Below are 25,117 nucleotides of genomic sequence, written 5' to 3'. Positions count from 1 at the left end.
AGTCAAACCTTATAAAGTCGTGGAAGAGCCCGCTGCAGCGGCGTAAGTCTGGTAACTCTTCATCTGCTTCGCAATCTGCGAAATCTTGCTGGCATAGTCCGGGTCAGTGGCGTAACCGGCCTTCTGCAATTCTTTTACAAACTGTTCCGGTTTATCGGCCGAATTGACCACTTCTTTATAGCGGCTGTTGTTCTGCAACAGACTGACCAGGTCGTGGAAGCTGTCGGCGTAGGAATCATAGGAACGGAAATCCGCCGTTTCCTTGACCATCTTGCCGTCGCGGAACTCGCTGGTGATCGCACGCGCTTCGGCACCCTTCCAGCTGCCCGCCGCCTTGATGCCGAACAGGTTGTGACTGCTGCTACCGTCCTGCTGACGCATGATCGATTTGCCCCAACCGGTTTCCAGTGCCGCCTGCGCCACCAGCATGACCGGGTCGACGCCGATACGCGCTGCGGCTTCCTTGGCCAGTGGCAACATGGTTTCGACGAACTGATCGGCGTTGCTGAACGCGCGCTTGGCCGGTGCCAGCGGTGGCTGGGCCATGGAGCGCACGTACTCCGGCGCGGGTGCCAGGTTCGGATCGAGTGTCCAGTCGCCGTTGTTGCCTGAAGTACCGGCTGTCGCACGAGCCGGCACCGGGCTGTTGCTGACGGCTGTGGTGGCAGAAGGCACGATGCCGGCCAGCAGACGATCGGTGAGTTTGGCGGGCAGCGACAGACGACGCGCGTTGAGCAGCGCCATGTCGTTGCGCCCTTCTCCGGACGCCGAGGCTGCAGCCGCCGCCTGATCGGCAGCCGCCGAGCGCGTGGCCCACAACGGACGCTGATAGACGCTGGTCGCCAGACCGGTCTTGGCCGGCGCAGCGTCAGTAGCGGCCGTTGCAGCGTCGGTCGTATTGACCGGCGCAGCGTGGTTTATCCCCTTGTCTTTCGACAATTGGCGCATCAGCACGTCCTGCAACCCGATACCGTTGCCACGGGTGGACAGCGTGACCGCCAACTGCTGGTCATACATATCCTGATACTGCCGCGTGGCCGGGGTGTTCATCGGATTGTCCTTGGCCAGCACTTCGTTGGCCGAGCGCATGGCCTTGAGCATCTGGCTGACGAACAGCGACTCGAACTCGCGGGCCACCTTCTTCTGGTTTTCCACACTGTCCTTGTCGCCATGCTTCAGCGACGCCAGACGGTTGACGTCGGTGTAGGCACCCGAATCGACCGCCGACGAAATTCCGCTCTTGGGCATATCCATGCTCGAATCCTCAGATCACGATCAGGTCGGCTTGCAACGCGCCGGCCTGCTTAAGGGCTTCGAGGATGGCCATCAGGTCACCGGGCGCAGCGCCCACCTGATTGACCGCGCGAACGATCTCATCCAGCGTGGTGCCTGGACCGAACTTGAACATCGGGTGCAGTTCCTGCTGGGCGTTAACCCGCGAGCGAGGCACTACCGCAGTCTGTCCGCCGGACAATGCGCCCGGCTGGCTGACGATTGGGTCTTCGGTGATGGTCACGGTCAGGCTGCCGTGGGTGACGGCAGCAGGTGAAACCTTGACGTTCTGGCCGATGACGATGGTGCCGGTCCGCGAATTGATGATGACCTTGGCAGCGGTCTGGCCCGGATCGATTTCCAGGTTCTCCAGAATCGACAGGTAATCCACACGCTGGCTTGGGTCGAGCGGCGCAGTCACGCGCACCGAACCACCGTCCAGCGCCTGAGCGACGCCAGGGCCAAGCATGTCGTTGATCTTGTCCACGACGCGCTTGGCAGTGGTGAAGTCGGAGCGATTCAGGTTCAGCGTCAGGGTGTTGCCCTGGTTGAAGCCGCTCGGTACAGCGCGTTCTACCGACGCACCACCGGGGATTCGACCCGACGACGGAACGTTGACGGTAATCTTCGAGCCGTCACGGCCTTCCGCGTCGAAACCGCCGACCACCAGGTTGCCCTGAGCGATGGCGTAAACGTTGCCGTCGACACCTTTCATCGGTGTCATCAACAGCGCACCACCGCGCAGGCTTTTGGAGTTACCGATCGAGGAAACAGTGATATCGACCGTCTGGCCCGGTTTGGCGAACGCTGGCAAATCTGCGTACACCGCAACCGCCGCGACGTTTTTCAGCTGCACGGTGCCCGAACCCGACGGCACCTTGATGCCGAACTGCGACAGCATGTTGTTGAAGGTCTGCAGGGTGAACGGGGTCTGGGTGGTCTGGTCACCTGTACCGTTGAGACCCACGACCAGACCGTAACCGATCAACTGGTTGGCCCGTACGCCGGAGATGCTTGCGATGTCCTTCAGACGCTCGGCATGGACGCCGAACGCTGTGGACAACAACAAGGTCGCCGCTATCAGTTGCTTGAGCTTGATCATGTCTATCCCGCTATCAGAAAGGGAACAACGGGCTGAGGAAGAACCGGTCGAACCAGCCTGGCTGGCTGGTATCGGCAAAGGCTCCGGTCCCCGAATAGGTAATACGTGCATCGGCGATACGGGTGGACGACACGGTATTATCGGTCGCGATGTCGTCAGCCCGGACCAGGCCGGCAATCCGCACCAGTTCGTCACCGGTATTGAGGGTCATCCACTTCTCGCCACGCACCGCCAGAATGCCGTTGGGCAGCACATCCGCAACCGTCACGGTGACCGAGCCGGTCAGACTGTTGCTCTGTGCGGCCTTGCCATCGCCCTTGGTGGTCCGCGCGCCGGTGTAACCAGCGTTCAGGCTCAGGTCGTTACCGCCAATCGGGTTGTTGGTGGTCAGACCCGAACCGAACAGCGAGGTCAGACCAATGCTGTTGGTGCTGTCCTTGGTCATCGCCGAAGTGGCCGCCTTGCTCGCCGCCATACGCTCGGAAAGCGTGATGGTGATGATGTCGCCAATACGGAAGGCCTTGCGGTCGCCGTACAGGTTCTGCTCGAAACCGGCCTGATAGATGGCGCCATTGTTGGCAGCCGCTGACATGGGCGTACGCGGCAACACCGGAGCGTAATAAGGGTCATTGGGCTTGGCCGTCGGCGCAACACAGCCGGACAGCAGGGTGATCCCGCACAATGAAGCGATCAACACTGAAAAACGCGGAACACTAAGGCGGTTCATGACACTTGAAACCTCGCGGTGTAACAGGCGCTTATCAGGCGCCCCATCGGATTGAGCGGTTCTACGAGCAGCGACATCAAGGACTTACAGGTTCTGAGTCAGGTTTTGCAGCATCTGGTCAGCGGTCGAGATCACTTTGGAGTTCATCTCGTAGGCGCGCTGGGTAGTGATCATGTTGACCAGTTCCTCAACGGTGCTGACGTTGGAGTTTTCAAGGGTGTTCTGCAGGGTCGGGCCAAGGCCGTTAAGGCCAGGGGTGCCGATCTGAGGCGCGCCGCTCGAACCGGTTTCCAGGTACAGGTTGCCACCGATGGCCTGCAGGCCGGCGGGGTTGATGAAGTCGGCGGTCTGGATATTGCCGATGATCTGCGGCGTAGCGGTTGCGCCTGCCAGCGTGACGGAAACAGTACCGTCCTGACCGACCGTAAAAGTCTGGGCGTTCTGCGGAACAACGATCGCAGGCTCGAGGGCATAACCGTTGGCCGTGACGATCTGGCCGTTGGCGTCGAGGTGGAACGTACCGTCACGGCTGTAGGCAATGGTGCCGTCCGGCTGGGTCACCTGAAAGAAACCACGACCGTTGACCGCCAGGTCCAGCGGGTTGTTGGTGGTCTGCAGGCTACCGGCAGTGAAGTTCTTCTGCGTGCCGACAATACGCACACCGGTACCCAGTTGCAGGCCGGAAGGCAGTTCGCTGTCCTGAGTGGACTGGGCACCCGGCTGGCGTTTGATCTGATACAGCAGGTCCTGGAACTCGGCCCGGTCACTCTTGAAACCGGTGGTCGAGACGTTCGCCAGGTTGTTGGAGATGGTGGTCAGGTTGGTGTCCTGAGCGGCAAGACCGGTTTTGGCGACGTATAGTGCAGGAAGCATGTGTGTTCTCCTCGAGCGCCGGTTTGTCGGCGCAAGCTGTCATTGATTAGCCAAGTTGCAAGACGCGAGCCATAGACTGATCGTCTTCTTCGGCGGTCTTCATCATCTTGACGTGCAATTCGAATTGACGGGACAAGGCCAGTACCGAGGTCATTTCCTCGACCGCATTGACGTTGCTCGCCTGCAGAAAGCCGGACTCGACCTGAACGGTGGCATCTGCATCGGCAGGCCGGCCGGTCTTGGTGTGGATCAGGCCATCAGGGCCCTTCTCCATGGTCTTCAGGTCAGGCTTGACCAGCTTGATGCGGTCGACCTGCGCCATCACCTGAGGACTCTCGCCCAGCGAACGAATACTGATCGTGCCGTCGGCGCCGATCTCGATCTGCTGCTGAGGCGGCACGGCAATCGGACCGCCGTTGCCCATAACCGGCAAACCACTGCCGTCGCGCAACACGCCCAGGGCATCGATGTTCATGCCGGAACTGCGGGTGTAGGCTTCACCGCCGTCGGGCGTCTGCACTGCGATCCAGCCATCACCCTTGACAGCGATGTCCAGCTCACGACCGGTCTGCACCATCGCACCGGCGGAAAAGTCGGTCCCGGGACGCTCGCTCATGGCGTAGGCTCGCGATGGCATGACCTCGCCAAACACCGGCATCGAGCGGGCCTGTTCCAGGTCACGCATGAAACCGTTGGTCGAGACGTTTGCCAGGTTGTTGGCATGAGCCTTTTGCGCGATCGCGTTTTCGGATGCACCGCTCATTGCGACGTAAAGCAACTTGTCCACAGTCTTCCTCCTCCGACAGACGCTTGCCGCCTGTAGCTGTTCTGAAAGGGTTAAAGCAATTTTTGAACCAACTTGTCAGGCTCGATACAAATGCCTGATTAGCCAGTAAAAACTGGCGATCGCCTATGGCTTGAGGAAAGAGCGCCAACCAATAGCGGCGGTGGACTGCCGCCTGCCGCTTGCCAGACAGGAAACACCGCCAAAAAAACTTCATCGAACTGCGCCGAGAACCGGATCGACAGTGATAATCTTGCCGACACCGCAACCGTGACCGGGAACCGTCATGCCTTTTCGTGCGTGCATCATCGGTATCGCGAGCGCGAGCCTGATGACCTTTGCCCTGCTCTCTCAGGCCGCTCCCGCCCACTATTACAAATGGCAGGGCGACAGCCGGATCGTCTGCGCCCAGGCCAGCCCGGGCCCAGGCTGGAAACGCTTGAAAGGCCACTTCATCAAAGCCGACTGCTCGATCTGATCAGGTCGACTGGATCAGCGTCTGCATCAGCGTCACTTCGGTGGATATCGCCTTGGAGTTGGCTTGATAGGCCGTCTGGGCCTGGATCAGCGCAATCAGCTCATCGGCCAGCACGACGTTCGAACCTTCCAGCGCGCCACTGACGATGCTGCCCAGCGTACCGACGCCCGGCACATCATATTCAGCCACTCCGGAATCGGCAGTGGCGGTCCAGCGTGTATCGCTACGCGGCTGCAAGCCATGCGGATTGGCGAAACTGGCGAGCATCACCTGACCGATATCTTTAGTCATGCCATTGGTAAACCCGGCACGCAGAATGCCGTCCCGGCCAACGTCGAGGCTTTTCAATTCTCCTGCCGAATGGCCATCCACGTATGCGGCGGAGCGCGAACTGGCAGCGTTGTGCTGAAGCAGATGGGTGAAGTCGATGGTGATGCCGTCAGCGCTGCCAGCCGCCCCATTGGATATCCAGCGCTCGCGACCGGTGCCAGGATCAACCGCCATCACAGGCGACCAGCCCGTGAGCTTCAGCTGATCGCCATTGCTGCTCAGGCCCGGACTGCCGGTCAACGACGCGACGGCGCCATGGGAATCGAAGACGATGTTTGCCGTCAGCGGCGTGGTGGACCCGGAGTTCTGCGGGTTTCGATCGTCGATCAGTACGTGCAGGCGCCAGCTGTTGGTGCCGTCCTTCACGAAATATTGTTTCAGCTCATGGGTGTTGCCCTGACTGTCAAAGATCTGGTTACCGAACATCCTGCTGTAGGTGTTCAGATCTGCGGGGTTGAAGTGCGGAACCGGCCGATGCATGACCGTATCGCCCGGGTCGAGCAGACTGGCCCCGGCGTCGCTCAACGGCAACGAAACAGCCCCGCCGTTCAGGGAGCCATTTGCCGCCCAGGCGCCATTGATCTGCGCGGCAGGCACCCAACCCTGCAAGGCAAACTCGGTGTCCGAAAGCTTGCGCAGATGCTGATCATTGCCACTGTACGACAGGGAACCGTCAGGCTTCAGCTCAAGGCTTACCTGCAACGGCGCTACGCTGTCGGGATCCACCGGGTTGCGCCCGTCCACCAGTACATACATCGACCACTGATCAGCCTCGGTCTTGACGAAATACTGCTTGAGTTCATGGTCGGCTGCGGGCACCGGAGTGATCCCCACATCCTGGATGGTCCGGGTGGCAACCCGTGTATAGGTCGCGGGGTTGTCCGGGTCAAAGGTCGGCAAGCGGGCGAGTGACGGCAGCGAGGCATCCAGATTGATGGTTTCGGCCACCCGGGTCGTGGCCCGAGCACCGACATTGGACGTATCGATCTGCAAGTCCGCGCGGATACCACTGGCAATCTCGCCCTTGTCGTTTGCAGCATAACCCTGCAAACGCCCACCATCGCTGTCGACGACAAAGTTGGCAGCATCCTTCCGGGTCGTGGCCCGAGCACCGACATTGGACGTATTCATCTGCAAGTCCGCGCGGATACCACTGGCAATCTCGCCCTTGTCGTTTGCAGCATAACCCTGCAAACGCCCACCATCGCTGTCGACGACAAAGTTGGCAGCATCCTTCAGAAAGGCGCCGGCCCGGGTATAGGCCAGTGAACCCTGATCACTGACCACAAAAAAACCGTTGCCTTGAATACGCATATCCAACGCATTGCCGGAACTGATCACGGTTTCACCCTGATTGAAATTCTGCTGCACCGAAGCAAGTCGTACGCCATCCCCGACAGCGTGCTGCCCGGCCCCAACTGTGCGGACGCATATAAAGCAGAAAACTGCGCACGAGACGACTTGAACCCCAGGGTGCCGACGTTGGCAATATTATTACCCGCTACTTCCAGTCGTTTATTGGCAGCCTGAATACCGCTGATCGCTGTATTGAATGACATGAGAACTCCCTTGCCATAAAGGCAATTCATAGAGGAGTTTTATTCTCACACCATCGTGCGTAGGAAGTTTCCAAGTAGGCTGAGGGAGTAATCCGTAACTTTCAGCACTAAAAAAGACATGACAAAATACTTTGCAGACACCCATAAAAAAGCCCCTTTTTACAGGGGCTCTTTCAACACGTATCAAACAACGCGTATTACGTCATCTGAATAGTGGTCTGCATGATGGTGCTTTGGGTGGAAATGGTCTTGGCGTTAGCCTGATAGTTGCTCTGCGCCTTGATCAGGTTAACCAGTTCCATGGTCAGGTCGACGTTGGACTCTTCCAGCGCCTGACCGGTGATGTAACCCAGCGTACCCGACTGTGGTGCGCCGCTCACCGGTACACCGGAAGCGAACGTTTCACGCCAGTTGGTGCCGCCGGCCTGCGCCAGACCCTGCACGTTGGCGAAGCTGGTCAGCGAAGTCTGACCGATCACCTGCGACTTGCCGTTGGTATAAGTGGCGAACAGGTTGCCGCTCGAGTCAACGTTCATGCCGCTCAGCTGGCCAGTGGCGTAGCCATTCTGATCCTGTTTGAGCAGACCGGATACCGAAGCGGTCTGGGTAGTGCTCGACATGTCCAGCTTGATCGAAGCAGCGCCCGTCGCACCGTTGGCTGCCCAGGTAGCTGTCGTGCCAGTACCGACCTGCACGCCAGGCACCCAGTTGGTCACGGCGAATGTACCGTCAGCATTGAACTTGATGTTGGCGCTGTCGGTAGGAACAGAGCCGCCGGCAGTGGTCACCAGATTGCCCGAGGAGTCGAATGTCAGGTTATTCTTGTCCGGCGTGGTGGACGTCGGATCGGAAATGCTGCGCCCGTCCATCAGGGAATACATCGACCAGGTATTGGTGCCGGTCTTGACGAAATACTGATCCAGGGTATGCGCATTACCCTGAGTGTCGTAAGTCGGGGTGCTGTACTTGACGTTGTAGCTATTGGTGTCGGTGGCATCGAACGTCGAAACGGTCGGCAGCGCGGTTGTCGAGTTCAGGTTGGCGGAGTTGGTGATTGTGGTCGTCGCCTTGGGCTCCAGGTTGGACGTGTTCACACGCAGATCGCTGAGCGCGCCAGTCACCACTGAGCCATTGGCGTCAACGTTGTAACCCTGCAGCTTCATGTTGCTGCTGTTGACGACATAGCCTTCCTTGTCGGTGTGGAATGCACCGGCACGGGTATACAGCTTCTCACCGTTATTGCTGAGCATGAAGAACCCGTCGCCATTGATGGCAAGGTCCAGACTGTTGGCTGTTCCGGTGGTCAGACTGCCCTGGGAGAACTGCTGGGAAACCGCAGCGGTAGTCACGCCACTGCCGACGCTGGTATTGCCGGAAGTACCGCGAATCGACTGAGCATATTGATCAGCGAACTCGGCACGTGACGATTTGAAACCGGTTGTCGCGACGTTGGCAATGTTGTTGCCGGTAACGTCGAGACTTTTGTTTGCAGCATAGAGCCCACTAAGGCCGATATTGAAAGACATGTTTCACTCCTGCGCCGTAGCGGCTCTACAATCCGATAGTTTGAACTTTGGACAGGGCGACACTGCCGCTGGCCAGGTTAAGCGTTGTTTCTGCGCCATTGACACCCAGCGTGACACTGTTGACCGTGGCGGGCAGGTAAGTTGAAAACTGCGTGTTCTTGCCTTCCACCGAGCCTTCAGCCTTGAAGCTGTAAGTGCCCGATGGCAGCTGGGTACCGCTTGAATCCGTACCGTCCCAGGCAAAGCTGGTGGTACCGGCTTTTTGCGTGCCCAGGTCAACACTGTCGACCAGATTCGATTGCGCGTCGTACACCTTGACGGTCGTTAGCGAGCTTTCGCCCGGCACCACGATCGAACCGGTCAGGCCTTTGGTGGTATCGACCGAAGTACTGCTCGCATCAATGATCACCGAGCGACCGACCAGTGACGAGGCCTGCAAGGCCTGCGACGACTTGTAGCTGCTGGCGATCGTATCCACCGTCGACGTCAGGTTCTGCATGCTTTCAAGGCTGCTGAACTGCGCCAGTTGCGCCACGAACTGCGTGTTGTCCTGCGGGTCCAGAGGATTCTGGTTCTTCATCTGCGTGACCAGCAGTTGCAGAAACGAATCCTTGCCCAGCGTGCCGGTAGAGTCCGTCTTGGTCGGCGTCGGGTTCTGCAGCGTATTCAGGAATGTCGATGAAACGCTGGTTGCTGAGGTGTTATCAACGGCCATAACTTTCGCCTTCTATCACTGACCGAGGGTCAGAACCTTCTGCATCATGGATTTAGCGGTGTTCATGATTTCTGCGTTGGTCTGGAAAGACCGGCTGGCAGAAATCATGTCGGCCATTTCTTCCACGACATTGACGTTGGGGTAATAGACATACCCGTCCTTGTCAGCGGAAGGATGATTGGGCTCGTAACGTGCTTCCAGGTTCGAGCTGTCTTCGATGATGCCGTTGACCTGAACGCCCTGCCCGGCTTCGCCCTGGTCCTGGAACAGCGAACCACCTGTGGACTGCTGACCCTGCATCACGGTGGCGAACACCGGATGACGGGCGCGGTAGGTCTGGTCCATGCTCGAAGACACGGTCTCGGCGTTGGCGATGTTACTGGCCGTGGTGTTCAGACGCGTGGTCTGGGCACTCATGGCGCTACCGGCAATGTTGAACACATTGGCTAGTGACATGAATTATTCTCCGCGAAGGGCTGCAACCAGCCCCTTGAACTTGCTGTTGAGCAATGTGAAGCTGGCCTGGAAGCCCATGGCGTTCTCGGTGTAGCTGGCCTGCTCGACCTGGGAATCAACGGTGTTCTGGTCCAGCGAAGGCTGCGACGGCGTGCGATACATCAGCGTACCGTCGTCATTGCCCATGCCCTCGGCTTCGATATGACGGCTGTTGGTCTTGTTCAGCGCGAAGTGACCGTTCTGCACCTTGTCGTTTTCGGCAGCCAGCACCGACGAGAAGTCCAGATCGCGAGCCTTGAAGTTCGGGGTATCGGCGTTGGAGATGTTGTTGGCCAACACCTCTGCACGCTGAGCCCGGAAGTTCAGAGCCTTTTCATGTATGCCTAGCGCTTTATCGAAGCTGATGCTCATTTCGGGAAACCTTTGCCGGTTGACCTGATTCTGTTGTTACTGACAAAGCAATCAGCGTGCCATGTTGTAAAAGCCAATGTTTGCAGGGCCCACAGGCGGCGGCGAGGCGGCAATGCCAGAAAAGCGGCAAGGCATTTCCGCTGTGGAGGGTCAAAGCGGCAAGGTGGGTGCCGTTTTTTTGCCAGTATGGGGGCAGCGTTGGCGAATCTCGTATCTGCACTACAGGATTGTGGTGATGACCGATACACTCAAGCGCACAAGGATTGGGAATTGGAAAGGAGCTTCATCTTGGTCGACTCAATAGGCACTCACAACAACCCGGTCATTAACACCGCGAAAGCCGTGGCGCCCCCCGCCACCTCACCCACCCCCCGTGCCCCTTCTGCCACCTCAAACAAAGCGCAGGACTCAGGCAAACTTTCTTCTCTTTCTGTGCAACTCAGCGAAAGCGCGACGCGTGCGGCGTCAAGAGATGCGAGCCTTGATCATGATGCACTGGGGGCGAAGGCAGCTGAGCAGCTTGACCAGATCATTGGCCGAAGCTACGACGTCAACAAGGCTAAAAATGATGCCGAGGTGCCTGACACGACTGATCCCGAACTGCTGGCACGCGCGAAAAAAGCAACTCAATTCGTGAACGGCGGTAGAGAGAATCCTTTCGCAGGCATGGCTAGAGATCAAAGCTTATTTGGCGACAGTGCATCAGCTACCGACGCACCCTCCACCGAACGAAAGTCCGGGCGGTTTTCGATCATTTCCGCCCGGACAACGCTTTCAATCAGAGACCCAGCTCACTCAAACCCGGGTGATCATCCGGTCGGCGCCCCAATGGCCAATGGTATTTGCGCTCGGACTCGGCGATCGGCAAATCGTTGATGCAGGCAAAGCGCCGCTGCATGAGGCCGTTTGCAGCGAACTCCCAGTTTTCGTTGCCATACGAACGGAACCAGTTGCCGGAGTCGTCATGCCATTCATAGGCATAGCGCACGGCTATGCGGTTATCCGTGAATGCCCAGAGCTCCTTGATCAGCCGGTAGTCCAGTTCCTTGCGCCACTTGCGTTCCAGAAAGGCCTGAGCCTCTGCGCGACCATTGATGAACTCACTGCGGTTACGCCAGTAGGTGTCTTCGGTGTAGGCCAGCGCAACTTTCGCCGCATCGCGCGAATTCCAGCCATCCTCGGCGCCACGGACTTTCTGGACAGCCGTCTCCAAGGTAAAGGGTGGAAATGGCGGTCTTCCTTTATCACTCATACCAGCGTCCTCAGAACGGTTTATAGGGCAGAAATTTTCCATCAAGGGTGATCACGGCTCGCTCGCCCCCTTCCGGATCTTCGACTTTCTTGATGTCGAGCTTGAAGTTGATTGCGCTGATGATGCCGTCGCCGAACTGCTCATGCACCAATGCCTTCAGCGTTGTGCCGTAGACCTGAACCATTTCGTGGAAGCGATAGATCGTCGGGTCACTGGAGACGTCTTCGACATTGCCGCGCAGCGGGATGGTTTGCAGTTCGGCGACCGCGTCCCTGTCCAGCCCGAGACGCTCGGCGACTACCTCGGCCACCGCTTCCGGCAATGGGTGCTGACCGAGCAATGCAGCCGTGACATACACCACGCTCAACCCCGTACCTTCTGCAAGCCCTGCCCACGTCAGGTTCTTTGCGGTCTTGGCCTGCAGCACACGTTCAGTCAGATGCTGGCGCGGCGCTCTGAAAATGTTGCTGTGCGGCATAGGTAACCCTCCGGAATGAATTCACGTCAATCACAGCATCGGCAACTATCACCATAAGATCCAAGACTGATTTATGATCATCGCCATAATCCTGCCTTATGGTGATGCCATGCTGTTACGCCATATACGTTATTTGCTGGCAGTCGCCGACCATGGCAATTTCACCCGGGCGGCCGAGGCCCTGCATGTCTCGCAACCGGCGTTGTCGCAACAGATCAGGCAGCTGGAAAGCAGCCTGGGTGTGCAACTGTTCGACCGCACCCGCCGCAGCGTCGTGCCGACCGATGCCGGCCGCGTGTATCTGGACCACGCGCGTCGCTGCCTGCTTGAGCTGGAGGCCGGGAAGCGTGCGCTCAACGATGTCAGCGACCTGTCACGCGGACACTTGCGCCTCGGCGTCACGCCCACCTTCAGTGAATACCTGATAGCGCCGCTGATCGACCGCTTCAGCGCGCTGTATCCCGACGTGGCAATCATCCTCACGGAGCTGCCTCTGGAGCGGATCACCGAAGCATTGATCAGTGACTCGCTCGATCTGGCAATCGGTTTTGCTGGCAGTCATGCTGTCGAGATAGACAGCCAGCCTCTGTTCGATGAACAACTGTGCCTGGTCATGGCCAAGTCTGCCCCCGAAAAACAGACCGTGCTGACACTTGAGGACCTGCAAACGCTTCGCTTTGCCTTGCTCGCCCCCGGATTCGCCACTCGCCAATTGCTGGATGCCTGGTGCCATACTCAGAACTTCAAGCCGACGGTCGGCCTCGAGGCGAACTCGATTGCCATTCTGCTCAAGGTCGTTGCCCAGGGCCGCATGGCGACCATTCTTCCCGATGCCATCGTTCGCGAGCAGCCTGGGTTGTGCGAAGTTCAGACGATCCCTGCCTTGCCCGGGCGGACGGTTGCGCTGCTGCGGCGTAAAAACGGCTACCAGAGCGCCGCCGCCAACGCTTTTGCAAAACTGGCGAGCAACAGTACGCAAACATGAACCGATGGGCAGACGATCAAAGCTGTTTTCAGCCGCGCACAAAAAAGAGACCCGAAGGTCTCTTTTTTCATCGCAGGCAACTGACAGACCGTCACTTGGCCTTATAGATGATCCCGGGGCTGCACTGAACCATCTGGTAGTGATCCGGCAAACCATTGAGTGCTTCGGAAGCCCCCAGAAACAGGTAACCGCCTGGCTTGAGCGTACCGTGGATACGCAGCAGGATGTCTTTCTTCACTTCAGCGGAGAAGTAGATCAATACGTTACGGCAGAACACGATGTCGAATTTGCCCAGCGAGGCGTAGCTGTCGAGCAGGTTGAACGAGCGGAACTCCACACGACTCTTGATCGGCGCCTTGACCACCCAGCGGCCCGGGCTTTTAACGTCAAAAAAGCGCTGCAGACGATCCGGCGACAGGCCGCGGCCGATAGCCAGACTGTCGTATTCGCCGGTCTTGCAGTTATTGAGCATCAAGCCCGACAGATCGGTTGCGACGATCTGCACGCCCGATTTGAGTTGACCCTGATTGGCACGCTCGAACTCGTCGATGGACATCGACAGCGAATACGGTTCCTGACCCGATGAACAGGCGGCCGACCAGATACGCAGTCGCTGACCAGGGCTGGCCTTGATCTGCTCGGGCAGCACCTTGTTCTTCAGCACTTCGAACGGATAGGTGTCGCGAAACCACAGGGTTTCGTTGGTGGTCATCGCATCGACGACCTGCTCGCGCAAACCACTGCGCGGCTGGGTCTGAATACGCTGGACCAACTCGCCAAGCGACTTGATGCTTTGCTGCTCCATCAATTTGTTGAGGCGGCTGGACACCAGGTACTGCTTGTTTTCCCCAAGCAGAATGCCACAGGCTTTTTCCAGAAATACCCGGAACTGATCAAAATCCAAATTACCCGTAGACAAAGTGCCGCCTCTCAAATCATGTGAATCACCGGGGACGACGCCCCCGGCTGGTTATTCTGCTGCATTGATCCGCGCAACGACCCTGGCCGCCAGATCATCAGGCCGGAATTTCGCGAGAAAGTCATCCGCGCCGACTTTCTTGACCATCGCCTGGTTGAATACCCCTGACAACGAGGTATGCAAGGTGATGTGCATCTTCTGCATGCGTGGATCATTACGTATTGCTGCGGTAAGGGTATAGCCATCCATCTCCGGCATTTCAATGTCGGAGATCATCATCAGGAACTCTTCTTCAGGCTTTTTGCCTTCTGCGACCATATTGAGCAGGTAGTCCAGCGCCTGACGACCATCGTTGAGCGCGACGACCTCCACCCCGACGGTTTCCAGGCAGCGGCTCACTTGCTTGCGGGCCACCGACGAGTCATCGACCGTCAGCACGCGCATGGAGACAGCCTTGTGCTGAACCTCGGCGTCAATGACACCGACCGAGATCTCTTCGGACACTGGCGCGACTTCGGCGAGAATTTTCTCGACGTCGATGATTTCCACCAGTTGGTTATCGACCCGGGTGACGGCGGTCAGGTAATGATCGCGCCCGGTGCCCTTGGGTGGTGGATGAATCTCTTCCCAGTTCATGTTGACGATGCGTTCGACAGAATGCACCAGAAAGCCCTGAACCTTGGTGTTGTACTCGGTAATGATGACGAAGGAGTTAACCAGCGAAATCATCCCTGTGGAACCTGTCGCCATCGCCAGATCCATGATCGGGATCGTGCCGCCACGAATATTGGCCACGCCCCGAACGATCTTGCTCGATTTGGGCATGATGGTGAGTTTCGGGCATTGCAGTACTTCTTTCACTTTGAAGACGTTGATCCCATAGAGCTGCTTGCCGTCGAGACGGAACAAGAGCAGCTCCAGGCGATTCTGACCCACCAGCTGAGTTCGCTGGTTTACCGAATCCATTACACCTGCCATGCCGAACCCCCTTACAAAATGACCGCCGCCCAGACACCAGATCAACAAGCGGCACGGGCTTTGCTATTTATTACGTCATGAACGCAAAGACGACAATTTCTCGACACCTCGCATTAGAAACCCGCAGGCTTCTGTGCGCAATCGCTCTGCTGTGCCTTTCCAGCACGGTGACCCTCGCTCGTGCCGAGAATTTCACACTGCCTGAACAGCTTATCGGCGTCACCCAAGGGTTTCTTGAGTTCACAGTAGAAGACTATTTGGCAACCAACCAGATTGACGGGCGTCATGAGATACAGGTCAAGCAGCTCGACCCGCGTTTAAGGATGGGTGCCTGCGACAAGGATTTGACAGCCACACTGGAAAGTCCGCGCCCGGTTGGCCGGGTTACCGTGCGCGTGCGCTGCGAAGGTTCTTCGCCCTGGACGGTGTTTGTGCCCGCTCAGGTATTGCTGTATCGCAACGTCGTGACCGTGATGCGCCCGCTCAAGCGTGACGCGATCGTCACCGAAGAAGACGTCGCGATGCGTGAGCGGGATGTCAGCAGTCTGGGTCAGGGTTTCCTGGCGTCGCTGGATCAGGCAGTCGGTCAGAAGGTTGTCCGACAAATGGTCATCGACCAGGTCATTACCCCGGTGGCGCTTGAGCAGCCACAGATGGTTCACAAGGGCGATCAGGTGGTGATCATCGCGCGCAGCGGCTCGCTGGCGGTTCGCATGCCCGGCGAAGCAATGTCCGACGGAGGGTTCAACGAACAGATACGGGTGAAAAACCTCAATTCCCAGCGGGTGATCAAAGCAAGTGTCACCGGCCCAGGGCAGGTGGAAGTCGCTATGTAGTGCATTGATAGTGGCGCGAAGGGTGTGTTTTTTTTAGACTGCGGGGAATGCCCGACGGCAAATGTCGTCTATTGGGAAGCTTTCTCACAATCAGCCTAAAGTTTGACAGGGGTTGGCCGAAAACAAGGCAAGCGTCCAAACACCCAGAGGTTTTTTCAATCATGGTCATAGATTTCAGTCGCCTTAACAACTCACAGGCTGTTGCCGGTACTTCACGTACCAGCGCCAGTAAAGACACCGCCAAAACCGATGCCCCAGCCCCTGCCGTCACCGCAGGTGTCAAAAGCACCGGGGAAACTTTTTCCTTGAGCAGTGAGGCTCAACAGTTGCAGAAAATCACGGACAAGCTGACCGATCTGCCAACCGTCAACAGTGCTCGCGTTGCCGAGCTCAAACAGGCCATCGCCGACGGTAGTTACACAGTGGACAGCAACCGTGTCGCCAGCAAACTGTTGAATTTCGAAACCCAACGCTAAGCCAAGGCTGGCGCTGGATATTCTGGACGCTTAAAAACCAGAGCATGCGATGCACGACACTACTTTGCTGCAGATGATCACTGACGACATGGTTTCAGCCCGACAGCTTCTTGAGTTGTTGCAAGCCGAATCATTGATTCTTCACGGCCGCGACATGGGCGAGATGGAGCAGGTGCTGGCGCAGAAACAGGCGCTGGTCATTCTTCTCGACCAGCACGGCCGCAAGCGTAGCCAAGTGCTTGCGGGCATGGGCCTGCCAGCCAATCGCAGTGGTCTCCAGCAACTGGCCAGCCAGTCGGATATCGGTGAGCAATTGCTGCTGGCCGCCGACGAACTGAATACACTGATCAACGAATGCCAGACGCTCAACGAGCGCAATGGTAGTCTGATCCAGCTGCAACAGGTCAGTACCGCTCACCAGCTTCGCATACTGAACGGTGGCGATACGCCTACACTCTATGACAGTCGCGGATCGACTGCTCTTAGAGCAAAACCACGCCCCCTGAGTCAGGCGTAACTTCCTGTATCAAGGTTTCGTGCATAGTGGCAGAATGCCTGCTGTTGCGTTGCCGTAGTATTTTGCCTGGAGATTCAAGAACGTGAATGGCTCAAGCGCGGACGATGCTCCGCAGCCCCCGAAGGTTCTCAATACACCTTTGGAAATCGCCGCCAACCTGCGGCTGCTACTCGAGAGTCATGATCCTCTGATCATTACCTTCCATGAGCGTCCCCAGCGCTTTCAGAGTTATCTGCTTGAAGTCGACCGTGACAACAACGTCATGGCTCTCGACGAGATGATCCCCCGTGATGGCGAACGCTTTCTGAGCAACGGCGAATCCTTCCGTGTCGAAGGCTTTCATGACGGCGTGCGGATTGCCTGGGAAAGTACTGCGCACATGGACATCCTCAGCACTGACGGTCAACGCATGTACCGTGGCCCGATGCCTGAGGAAGTGGTCTATCACCAGCGGCGCAACGCATTTCGGGCTGCGCTGAAGCTGGCACAACTGGTCGATGTAGAAATCGGCGGTGACCGCTTGAAGTTCACGCTGGCCGGCAAGCTGCTGGACATTTCTGCCACCGGTTGCAAGTTGCGCTTCGAGGGCGACGTGTCCGATCGCATGCAATTGGGCCAGGTATACGAGCGTTTCGTCGCCAAGCTGCCTTTCGGCGCCATGACAGCACCTGTCGAGTTGCGCCACCTGCATTTCGAAGAACGATTCAACACTACCTTTGCCGGCGTCCGCTTCCACAACATGAGTGGGCTGGTGCAGCGTCAGGTCGAGCGCTTCGTCTATCAATTACAGCGCGAAGCACGACGCTTCGACAAAGACGAGGACTTCTGACACTCACCTGAATCCTTCGGCGATTGCGGCAATGCTGCCGCAATCATGCACTACCCTGCACTCTCCCCTCAGGCCTTCCAGGTCTCGCTTTCACGCTCGCGTTCATGCTCATCGGCTTCAGCTGGTTCCGCTCCGGCAGCCGGCTCGGTCTGCGCCAGAACCTCGCTTTCTGCATCGACCTCAGCTTCAGACACCGCCTCGGGCTCAGGCTCAGGCTCAACGGTTGCCTGCATCTGTTCCTGAACCACCTGCTCATCGACACGCGGGTCAAGTGCAACCACCAGTGGCGAACTGGACATACTGTCCGGCATCGCAACATGGTGCAGCGGTGCGTTTTCGACCTGATGCAAGTGAGTGACCGCCTTGGGCCTGATCAGCAGTACCAGAATCACACCCGCGCCACAGACGAACGCATAGAGCATGTGACCGCCAAACTGCTTCATCACCACACCCGCGGCCAACGGACCGATACTGGCGCCAATGCCGTAGGTCATGAGCAACATGGCCGTCAGCGATACCCGGCGCTCGGCCTCGACGTGGTCATTGGCGAAGGCCACTGCCAGCGGATAAAGGCAGAACTGCATCAGCGAAGCCAGAAACCCGACACCGAACAGCACCTCGACCGGCACACTGGGAAACACCGCCAGCGGTAATGACGCCACCACCAGTGCGGCGGCAAAGATGCGCATCAGTACGGAACGGTCATAGCGGTCGGACAGCAGGCCCAACGGCCACTGCACCAGAAACCCGGCCAGAATGCAGCAGCCCATGAACAGACCGACCTGCTCGGTGGACAGCCCCTGCTCAGCGGCGTAGACCGGTGCCAGACCATAGAACGAGCCGATGATCAGGCCGGCTCCCAGTACCGCCGTCAACGACTGCGGCACACGCTTCATGAAGAAGCGCGGCTCCAGTGGTGCCGGGTGCAGGGGTGCCGGGTGAATCGCCCGGGTCATGGCGACCGGCACCAGGCACAGTGCGAAACACAGCGCTACCAGCATCAGCAGCTCAGGCCCCAGTTGCGGGTGCACCACCAGCACCAACTGACCCAGCACCAGCCCCAGGTAGGAGGCAATCATGTAACCGCTGAAGACCATGCCGCGCTGTTTGGCGGCCGCCTGCTCGTTCAGCCAGCTCTCGATGACCATGTATTGGCACATCATGCCCAGACCTACGATGACCCTCAGCACCAGCCAGGCCGGCAACCAGCTGATCAGGCCATGCCCGAGTACCGCCGCGCCGACGATGCCGGCACAGGTGGCGTAGGCGCGAATGTGACCGACACGGCCGATCAGGCGGTGACCGATCTTGCCGCCCAGCACCAGACCGAAATAGTTGGCGGCCATCAACGCACCGACCCACAGGCTGTCAACCTGATCGGCCGCCAGGCGCAGGGCCAGATAAGTGCTCAGCAGACCCGAGCCGATCAACATCATCAACGAGGCAAAATAAAGCGCTCGAAAGGACTTCCAGATTTGGCGCATCAACTTTCCAAAAATAGGGAGTCGCCCGACTGGGCGAGCCCGACACTGCGATTCTTAAACCTGAGCAGCCAGCACGCGCCGTTCCCAGGGGGTTATCTCGTCAAAAAAACTGGTCAGTTCCAGGGTCTTCGACGCGATGTAGCCTTCGATGAATTCATGACCAAACAGTTCCTTGGCCAACTGACTGCTTTTCAGACGCTCCAGAGCAGCGTGCAAGGTACACGGCAATAACAATTCTTCCGGCACCTTGAGTTCGCCCTGCAGCGGCGGCGTCGGTTCCAGCCGTTGCTCGATGCCATGCAGCCCGGCCGCCAGACTTGCGGCAATGGCCAGATAGGGATTGGCATCAGCGCCCGGCAGACGATTCTCCACCCTTCTGGCCGCCGCTGCACTCGACGGTATACGTAATCCGGCAGCGCGATTGTCGTAGGACCAGCAGGCGTTGTTGGGCGAGGCATACGGATGGCACAGGCGCTGGTAGGAATTCACATTGGGCGCGAACAGCGCGGTGAAGTCCGCCATGCAGGCTTGCTGGCCAGCAATGAAATGACGAAACGTGTCGGTCGGCTCACCCTGCGCATCACTGAAGCTGTTCGTTGCGGTCTCTGCTGTCACCACGCTCTGATGAATATGCATCGAACTGCCCGCTGTATGGGCGAGCGGTTTGGCCATGCACACCACGATGAACCCGTGTTTGAGCGCCACCTCCTTGAGCAGGTGCTTGAACAGAAACGTCTGATCGGCCAGCAGCGGCGGATCGCCATGCAGCAGGTTGATCTCGAACTGGCTGATACCCATCTCGTGCATCACGGTGTCACGCGGCAGCCCCAGCGCCCCCATGCATGCATGCACCTCGGCGAAAAAAGGCCGCAAGCCATTGTTGGAACTGACGCTGAATGCCGAATGCCCCTGTTCGCGTCGTCCGTCCAGCCCGGTCGGCGGCACGAATGAATGAAGCGGCTCGGGATTGGGCGCAAAGACAAAAAACTCGAGTTCAGTGGCCACCACCGGCACCAGGCCCTGCGCAGCGTAACGGGCGATAACTGCCTTGAGCTGATTACGGGTGGAGAGCATGCAGGGCTGACCATTGAGGTCCTGCGCATCACAGATCGCCAAGGCGCGCGGCGATGTGCTCCAGGGCAGACGGTGGAGCTGCTGTGGATCACTGATCAGCGCCAGATCGCCGTCGTCACTGCCGTAGAAGCGCGCCGGCGGATAGCCGCCCATGATGCATTGCAGCAACACACCGCGCGCCAGCTGCAAACGGCGGCCCTCGAGAAAACCTTCAGCGGTCATTACCTTGCCGCGCGGTATACCGTTCAAATCCGGGGTTACACACTCCACTTCATCAATGCCCATCAGCATCTCTTTCTGCGAATGGGGGTCATTGCCTGTCATGGGTCAGTCCTTTTAGTTGAGCAGCAAACGCCAAGCTTCAACCTTCAGACTGCAATCTTCAAGCACCGCGCTTCAGGCTGTCGGCCTGCCACGTCAGAGAACCGGGTTATGGAAAGGCGTCCCGGTCACTTCGATGAACTCCTTTCGGTAGTCTTCGTTTTCCGGGTCGACCACAAGGGCCTGACGCAGGAATTCGACGCCTTCGGCCACATTGCCCAACTGACGACTCAGAGCGCCGGCAAGGTGCAGCCTGGTGGCATCGAAAAAATTGAATGACAGCATGATTTTGGTCAGCGTCAGCGCGTTCTCGAGCTTGCCCGCCATCAACAACTGATTGAACTGGGTATTGAAGTCGCCGACGTCCTGCCACTTTTCAGCAGACAAGCCCTCCACTTTGCGGAGCACGACGGTGTGGCCGTTGCCTACTTTCGAATCGGTTTCTTCGACACACTCGATGTACCAGCAACCCAGGCCTGACGAGTTAACATAATTGACTGCGCGGAGCATGCTTTGCAGGGAAAAGACCTGATAGTGACCGCGCCACTCGCCTTCAGTGACGGTGGTCATGTCGACCTTGTTTTCATAGTCCTCGATCATCTGCGCCAGCGTCGTCAAACGACGGGCCCGATCAGTCTTGGCTGCGGTGCGCTTGGGAAAGATGCAGAAGAATACCCCGCCGTTCTTCAGCACTCTGAAGGATTCGACGTAGGCAGAGAGCAGGTTGGGGACGTGCTCGATGACGTGCGAACTGATCAGATAGTCAACTGACGAGTCGGCCGTATGGATGCACTGAAAATCGCCCAGCATGTCGACCTTCGAAACGTCGCCCGACACTTTCATCTGCTCGACGAAGTACTGCTGATAGTCTTCCATGTCGCGAGGGTGCAAAAAATCCACACCGTTGCACGGCGCAACGTTCAGGCAATTGGCAAGATTGAACGCATTGTGAGCCGCTGCGCCCAACTCTATACCATGCCCCTGGCAGTACTTTTTAGCTAACAGCATCACCCACCCACCGCTCATCGTGATATCGAATACAGTCTTTCATCGATTTCGGCGGTGTCCGCTAAAACTTTAACCGGCACCGCTCCAGGTCTTTGGCGTGCCCGCAATTGGCGCAAATATTGCAATCCACCGCGTACATACGTCGATTCACGTCAGCGCAGGCCTGAACCACTCTCCACGCTGCGACGCCAATCAACAAACAATCACGCTAACGCCCAAGAGAACAGAGGATCGCCATGATCAATGGTCAAAAGGTTGGCTGCGGAATCGTCACCTACAACCGTCCTGCGCTGCTGAAAAAACTTTACGATTCCCTGCCTGCCGAGATCATCGACTGCGTTGTCATCATCAATGACGGCGATGTGTATCCGGAGTTTTCCGCGTATGACAGCGAGGTTTTCTTCAATAACGAAACCAACCTCGGCGTTGGAAAATCCAAGAACAGAGCCTTGTCGCGACTGATGGATGCCGGGTGCGAGCATCTGTTCCTGATCGAAGACGACATCTATATAAAAAGCCCGGAAGTGTTCGAGCTTTATATTCTGACCTCGACGCTGACCGGCATTCAGCACCTCAATTACAGCCAGCATGGCCTGATGAACAAGACGCCGTCCGGCGAGGCCAATGCGGTGTACAAGATTGACTACGGCAACGGCATCAATCTGCCCTTGTACCGCCATTGCGTCGGTGCGTTTTCCTACTATTCCAGACGGAGCCTGGAAGCGGCCGGCCTGATGGACGAGACGTATCACAACGCCTTCGAACACGTCGATCACACCCTTGCCATCATCAACCAGAACATGCACCCGCCGTTCTGGTTTTTTGCCGACATCGATAATTCGCAGCTGTATCTGGGGGACGAGCCCTGGACGCTCGAGGGCTCAACGATTTCGTCCGATACCCTGCATCGGCAAAATGCTCTTGCGGCCATCGAGCACTTCACGCTCAAGCACGGCTGCGAACCGGTCAGACATCCGTTGGCGTCTGATCAGGACCTGATGGACAGCCTGAACAGCATCAAACAGAACTTCGGGCTGAATATCTAAGCGCCGAATACGCCCCGCAATCCTGACAAGGCGTTGCGGGGTGCTCTTGGAAAGGCTGCGGCCTCTCAGGGCAGGGTCATACTGAACATCGCCCCGCCCAGCACGCCGCCGTTGGCGATTTCAATGCGCCCGCGCATGCCGTTGCGTACATGCAGCCGGGCAATGTGCGCAGCGAAATACAAGCCCAGGCCGGTACTGCCGCTGCCCTGGTTGATGCCCTGCACATAGTCGGTCTGGCGTTCGATCAGATACGCCGGGTAGCCGGGGCCATCGTCATTGATGGTGATCTTCAGCTGCCCGCCTTCATCACCGACACTGACAACAATCTGCTCGCGGGCAAAGCCGATGGCGTTGACGATGATATTGCCCACCACCGAGCCGATCAGTTCGCGGTCGAAAAAGCCCAGGGGGCTAACCACATCGATCGCATGACGCGCGGCAATCCCGCGGCTGGCCAGCACGTCCTGATGATGGGCCAGTTGCGCTTCGATGAAATCGTCCAGTTCGTGGTAGTCCGGACGCAACGGCATCTGGTTGACACCCAGCTTGTAAAGGCCGAGCAACTGCACGAGCATCCCGTTGAGGTTGGCGAACTCGTAATTGATGACGCCATGCTCCGGCGTATCGCGCTGCTGGACCGAAAACTTCGCCTGCCACTGGCTGTGTGCCTGGATCAGCGTCGCCAGCGAGTTTTTCATGTCGTGCACCGTGGAGGCGATCACCATGGAAAAGTCGAGGCCCTGCTCTGTCTCCTCACTCATGCGCTGAATGCCCTCTCCCTGAGTTTCTGGTAGCGCTCATAGCGTGGATCGCTTTCCGGGATCTTGCCAAGCATGGTCAGGCTGGCACGGCACTCGTCAATTCCGGCCTGGCCCAGATTCTGGCCAGGGTGAAGCAGCGACTGCACCATGTTCAGCGCAATACTGATGTTCTTTGGCTGCAGCCCCAGCGCACTGCGGAAAAATGCCTGTGCTTCCGTAAGATTGCCGGCCTTGTAGCTGCGCACGCCTTGCAGGTTGAAATCGACAGCCGCCTTGCTGGCACCCAGAATCGCCGGATCATCGGTCATGCTGGCAATGCTTTTCATCACCGCAGGATCATCGCCATAGGCTCCCGCACAACTCTTCAAGACGCCGGCACCGGCCTCTTCCTGACCAAGCTTCTTCAGTTGCGCAGCCACCATCAGTGCGGCATCGGCACTGAGCACCTGCTCCATGCCATCCAGTCTGGCCATTGCCTGCTCGGTCAGCTTGGCTGCGGTTTCCGGGTCCGAATGCTGCAGGCTGGCCGCTTTCATCAAGCGGGTGCGCACTTGCAGACCCTCGTCGTCGCCATGCTCCTTGGCCACGTCGACCAGGGCGTTGTTGATCTCGACACGGGTGCGCGCATCGAGCCCCTGATCACCGCCTTTGCTGATCAGCGCATGCGCCAACCCCAGGTTGGTTTCCGGATCCTTGAAACGCGAATGCTGACCTTGGGAGACGGCCTGGCGATATGCCTTGGAAGCGCTTTCGAAGTCCTCGTTGCCCAATGCCAGCTTGCCCAGCAGCTTCTGCCGACGCACCGCCAGCGGCGACAGGCGCACTGCGCTTTCCAGCACGGACTGCGCGCGCTTGCCATCGCCAAGCGCGACCAGCACATCAGCCAGGCCATCGAACAGCGCAGGCATGGTCGGAAATGCCTTGATTGCCTGTTCGTAGACAGCCTGCGCCTCGGCGGTCTTGCCGCGCTTGAGCAGCAGGCTGCCCAATGCACCGTAGGCCCACGGCGTGGCCCGATCGGCCAGAATGGTCTTGAGGAACGCTTCCAGGGGCTCGTTCTGCCTCAGGTCACGCAGGGCATCGGCCTTGTAGCGCAGGCACAACGGCGCATAACGTGGGTCCTGCTCGATCAGCTTGTCGCACGCGGCCAGTACTTCGGCCGGTTTGCGACGGTCGAGGGCCTGCAGAATCGGCTTGAGCAAGGTCTTGCGCTGCACCAGCTTTTCCAGGCGCTGGGCCAGCCCGGCGCGGTTGAACGGCTTGGTCAGGTAACCATCCGGCTCCCACTCAAGCGCACTCATGACCATCGCCTGACTGTTTTCGGCAGTGACCATGATGAATACGCTTTCGTAACTCAGCAGCCGCTCGATCATCAGGTCTTCCAGCACCTGCTGACCGTTCTTGCGACCATCACCCAGGTTGAAATCGTGCAGCACGAAGTCATAACGCTTTTGCGAGCACATGCGCAGAGCCTGCTCGCCGGTGTCGGCGGTGTCCACTTCCTTGACGCCCAACTCACGCAGCATCGATCTCACTGAACTGCGAAAGTCAGAGAAATCATCAACGATAAGAAAGCTTTTTTGGTTGTACGCCAGCATCCGGATTCCTGCACAGGAGAGGGTGAAAATATGAGACCCGCGGCCTGAAAATCATTCAGGCCCGACTCGGCAGCCCATTTTTCAGGACGCACATAATAAATGATGGCAAAGAGCCATAACACAACTTGCCGGTCCCCTCCTCCTATGCGTCAGAGCACGAGGTTGAAGGCGACACTCAGTTTTTCGACCATCCACGCAGAAACTGTAGAACGAACATCAACTTCGCGCACGAACCCTGTGCCAGGCAGGCATAAAGAGTGTGGGCAGGATCGTGATTGCGGCAGAGGAAAGGCATTTTCGGAGAGGTCCGTCACACATCGGC

The 25,117-nt window shown here is 58.1% G+C and carries 27 protein-coding genes; 7 read left to right on the top strand and 20 right to left on the bottom strand.

The window, feature by feature from the left end; genetic code table 11:
• Positions 1 to 9: 9 nt before the first annotated feature.
• The 5 genes from flgJ to PCPL58_RS11550 all read right to left on the bottom strand — a co-directional run bounded on the left by flgJ (position 10) and on the right by PCPL58_RS11550 (position 4,761).
• The gene (gene flgJ / locus PCPL58_RS11570; protein ID WP_003436082.1) at positions 10 to 1,254 is read right to left on the bottom strand and encodes a flagellar assembly peptidoglycan hydrolase FlgJ; all 1,245 of its coding nucleotides are present in this window, start codon (positions 1,252 to 1,254) and stop codon (positions 10 to 12) included.
• 10 nt (positions 1,255 to 1,264) lie between these two features.
• Positions 1,265 to 2,374, bottom strand: coding sequence for a flagellar basal body P-ring protein FlgI (locus tag PCPL58_RS11565; RefSeq protein ID WP_003436081.1), 1,110 nt, complete (start codon positions 2,372 to 2,374; stop codon positions 1,265 to 1,267).
• Positions 2,375 to 2,387: 13 nt separating this feature from the next.
• Positions 2,388 to 3,101 carry a flagellar basal body L-ring protein FlgH gene (gene flgH, locus PCPL58_RS11560; protein ID WP_002554309.1) on the bottom strand — a complete coding sequence of 238 codons (714 nt, stop codon included), beginning with the start codon at positions 3,099 to 3,101 and terminating at the stop codon, positions 2,388 to 2,390.
• Between the two features lie 84 nt (positions 3,102 to 3,185).
• Positions 3,186 to 3,974: a flagellar basal-body rod protein FlgG gene (gene flgG, locus PCPL58_RS11555; protein WP_003412455.1), complete on the bottom strand. Its 789-nt coding sequence runs from the start codon at positions 3,972 to 3,974 to the stop codon at positions 3,186 to 3,188.
• Positions 3,975 to 4,020: 46 nt separating this feature from the next.
• Positions 4,021 to 4,761 carry a flagellar basal body rod protein FlgF gene (locus tag PCPL58_RS11550; RefSeq protein ID WP_003370079.1) on the bottom strand — a complete coding sequence of 247 codons (741 nt, stop codon included), beginning with the start codon at positions 4,759 to 4,761 and terminating at the stop codon, positions 4,021 to 4,023.
• A 283-nt stretch (positions 4,762 to 5,044) separates the two neighbouring features.
• On the opposite strand from PCPL58_RS11550, the gene PCPL58_RS11545 reads away from it, so the two are divergent.
• Entirely contained in the window at positions 5,045 to 5,236 is a 192-nt protein-coding gene (locus PCPL58_RS11545) for a hypothetical protein (protein WP_032609907.1), read from the top strand.
• Here PCPL58_RS11545 and PCPL58_RS11540 read toward each other — a convergent pair whose 3' ends face one another.
• The 8 genes from PCPL58_RS11540 to cynS all read right to left on the bottom strand — a co-directional run bounded on the left by PCPL58_RS11540 (position 5,237) and on the right by cynS (position 11,963).
• Complete coding sequence (locus PCPL58_RS11540) at positions 5,237 to 6,937, bottom strand: flagellar hook-basal body complex protein (protein ID WP_232002923.1); 1,701 nt, start codon at positions 6,935 to 6,937, stop codon at positions 5,237 to 5,239.
• On the bottom strand, positions 6,904 to 7,125 hold the full coding sequence (locus tag PCPL58_RS29435; RefSeq protein ID WP_173926066.1) for a flagellar basal body protein: 222 nt from the start codon (positions 7,123 to 7,125) through the stop codon (positions 6,904 to 6,906). Before PCPL58_RS29435 ends, PCPL58_RS11540 begins: the two co-directional genes overlap by 34 nt.
• A gap of 197 nt (positions 7,126 to 7,322) precedes the next feature.
• Positions 7,323 to 8,651 carry a flagellar hook protein FlgE gene (gene flgE, locus PCPL58_RS11535; protein WP_065349449.1) on the bottom strand — a complete coding sequence of 443 codons (1,329 nt, stop codon included), beginning with the start codon at positions 8,649 to 8,651 and terminating at the stop codon, positions 7,323 to 7,325.
• Between the two features lie 25 nt (positions 8,652 to 8,676).
• Positions 8,677 to 9,366 (bottom strand): flagellar hook assembly protein FlgD, encoded by a 690-nt coding sequence (flgD, locus tag PCPL58_RS11530; protein WP_003370069.1) that lies wholly within the window; start codon positions 9,364 to 9,366, stop codon positions 8,677 to 8,679.
• Positions 9,367 to 9,381: 15 nt separating this feature from the next.
• Positions 9,382 to 9,822, bottom strand: a complete 441-nt coding sequence (gene flgC, locus PCPL58_RS11525; protein WP_002554316.1) for a flagellar basal body rod protein FlgC — start codon at positions 9,820 to 9,822, stop codon at positions 9,382 to 9,384.
• Between the two features lie 3 nt (positions 9,823 to 9,825).
• Positions 9,826 to 10,233, bottom strand: coding sequence for a flagellar basal body rod protein FlgB (gene flgB / locus PCPL58_RS11520; RefSeq protein ID WP_003370068.1), 408 nt, complete (start codon positions 10,231 to 10,233; stop codon positions 9,826 to 9,828).
• Positions 10,234 to 11,011: 778 nt separating this feature from the next.
• On the bottom strand, positions 11,012 to 11,485 hold the full coding sequence (locus PCPL58_RS11515) for a nuclear transport factor 2 family protein (protein WP_003370064.1): 474 nt from the start codon (positions 11,483 to 11,485) through the stop codon (positions 11,012 to 11,014).
• A 10-nt stretch (positions 11,486 to 11,495) separates the two neighbouring features.
• The gene (gene cynS / locus PCPL58_RS11510; protein ID WP_065349448.1) at positions 11,496 to 11,963 is read right to left on the bottom strand and encodes a cyanase; all 468 of its coding nucleotides are present in this window, start codon (positions 11,961 to 11,963) and stop codon (positions 11,496 to 11,498) included.
• Between the two features lie 73 nt (positions 11,964 to 12,036).
• Here cynS and cynR point away from each other — a divergent pair, with 73 nt between their 5' ends.
• A complete protein-coding gene (cynR, locus tag PCPL58_RS11505) occupies positions 12,037 to 12,948 on the top strand; it encodes a transcriptional regulator CynR (RefSeq protein ID WP_065349447.1) in 912 nt (303 codons plus the stop codon).
• 91 nt (positions 12,949 to 13,039) lie between these two features.
• On the opposite strand, the gene cheR is transcribed toward cynR, so the two are convergent.
• Together cheR and PCPL58_RS11495 are read right to left on the bottom strand one after the other, a co-directional pair.
• The gene (cheR, locus tag PCPL58_RS11500) at positions 13,040 to 13,867 is read right to left on the bottom strand and encodes a protein-glutamate O-methyltransferase CheR (protein WP_003347319.1); all 828 of its coding nucleotides are present in this window, start codon (positions 13,865 to 13,867) and stop codon (positions 13,040 to 13,042) included.
• Between the two features lie 51 nt (positions 13,868 to 13,918).
• Positions 13,919 to 14,845 carry a chemotaxis protein CheV gene (locus PCPL58_RS11495; protein ID WP_003436070.1) on the bottom strand — a complete coding sequence of 309 codons (927 nt, stop codon included), beginning with the start codon at positions 14,843 to 14,845 and terminating at the stop codon, positions 13,919 to 13,921.
• A 77-nt stretch (positions 14,846 to 14,922) separates the two neighbouring features.
• Here PCPL58_RS11495 and flgA point away from each other — a divergent pair, with 77 nt between their 5' ends.
• The 4 genes from flgA (at position 14,923) to PCPL58_RS11475 (ending at position 17,503) form a co-directional block, all read left to right on the top strand.
• The gene (gene flgA / locus PCPL58_RS11490) at positions 14,923 to 15,681 is read left to right on the top strand and encodes a flagellar basal body P-ring formation chaperone FlgA (protein WP_003417867.1); all 759 of its coding nucleotides are present in this window, start codon (positions 14,923 to 14,925) and stop codon (positions 15,679 to 15,681) included.
• Between the two features lie 161 nt (positions 15,682 to 15,842).
• Positions 15,843 to 16,157, top strand: coding sequence for a flagellar biosynthesis anti-sigma factor FlgM (gene flgM, locus PCPL58_RS11485; RefSeq protein ID WP_003370051.1), 315 nt, complete (start codon positions 15,843 to 15,845; stop codon positions 16,155 to 16,157).
• A 49-nt stretch (positions 16,158 to 16,206) separates the two neighbouring features.
• Complete coding sequence (locus tag PCPL58_RS11480) at positions 16,207 to 16,674, top strand: flagella synthesis protein FlgN (RefSeq protein WP_003370050.1); 468 nt, start codon at positions 16,207 to 16,209, stop codon at positions 16,672 to 16,674.
• Between the two features lie 82 nt (positions 16,675 to 16,756).
• The gene (locus PCPL58_RS11475; RefSeq protein WP_003370048.1) at positions 16,757 to 17,503 is read left to right on the top strand and encodes a flagellar brake protein; all 747 of its coding nucleotides are present in this window, start codon (positions 16,757 to 16,759) and stop codon (positions 17,501 to 17,503) included.
• A gap of 68 nt (positions 17,504 to 17,571) precedes the next feature.
• Here PCPL58_RS11475 and PCPL58_RS11470 read toward each other — a convergent pair whose 3' ends face one another.
• From PCPL58_RS11470 to PCPL58_RS11460, 3 genes are all read right to left on the bottom strand, one after another.
• On the bottom strand, positions 17,572 to 18,987 hold the full coding sequence (locus PCPL58_RS11470) for an MFS transporter (RefSeq protein WP_044309045.1): 1,416 nt from the start codon (positions 18,985 to 18,987) through the stop codon (positions 17,572 to 17,574).
• A gap of 54 nt (positions 18,988 to 19,041) precedes the next feature.
• On the bottom strand, positions 19,042 to 20,283 hold the full coding sequence (locus PCPL58_RS11465; RefSeq protein ID WP_162273829.1) for a glutamine synthetase family protein: 1,242 nt from the start codon (positions 20,281 to 20,283) through the stop codon (positions 19,042 to 19,044).
• Between the two features lie 195 nt (positions 20,284 to 20,478).
• A complete protein-coding gene (locus PCPL58_RS11460; RefSeq protein WP_032609902.1) occupies positions 20,479 to 21,390 on the bottom strand; it encodes a methyltransferase domain-containing protein in 912 nt (303 codons plus the stop codon).
• 236 nt (positions 21,391 to 21,626) lie between these two features.
• Between PCPL58_RS11460 and PCPL58_RS11455 the strand changes: the two genes are divergently transcribed.
• A complete protein-coding gene (locus PCPL58_RS11455) occupies positions 21,627 to 22,436 on the top strand; it encodes a glycosyltransferase family 2 protein (RefSeq protein ID WP_054081550.1) in 810 nt (269 codons plus the stop codon).
• A gap of 65 nt (positions 22,437 to 22,501) precedes the next feature.
• Here PCPL58_RS11455 and PCPL58_RS11450 read toward each other — a convergent pair whose 3' ends face one another.
• Positions 22,502 to 23,197 carry a sensor histidine kinase gene (locus PCPL58_RS11450; protein ID WP_065349445.1) on the bottom strand — a complete coding sequence of 232 codons (696 nt, stop codon included), beginning with the start codon at positions 23,195 to 23,197 and terminating at the stop codon, positions 22,502 to 22,504.
• Complete coding sequence (locus PCPL58_RS11445; RefSeq protein ID WP_065349444.1) at positions 23,194 to 24,795, bottom strand: tetratricopeptide repeat-containing response regulator; 1,602 nt, start codon at positions 24,793 to 24,795, stop codon at positions 23,194 to 23,196. Before PCPL58_RS11445 ends, PCPL58_RS11450 begins: the two co-directional genes overlap by 4 nt.
• Positions 24,796 to 25,117: the final 322 nt, after the last annotated feature.

Origin of the sequence: Pseudomonas cerasi (assembly GCF_900074915.1) — a bacterium.
Classification (GTDB): Bacteria; Pseudomonadota; Gammaproteobacteria; order Pseudomonadales; family Pseudomonadaceae; genus Aquipseudomonas; species Aquipseudomonas cerasi.
The sequence above is the reverse complement of the archived record's forward strand: the minus strand, read 5'-3'. Positions and strand labels throughout refer to the sequence as shown.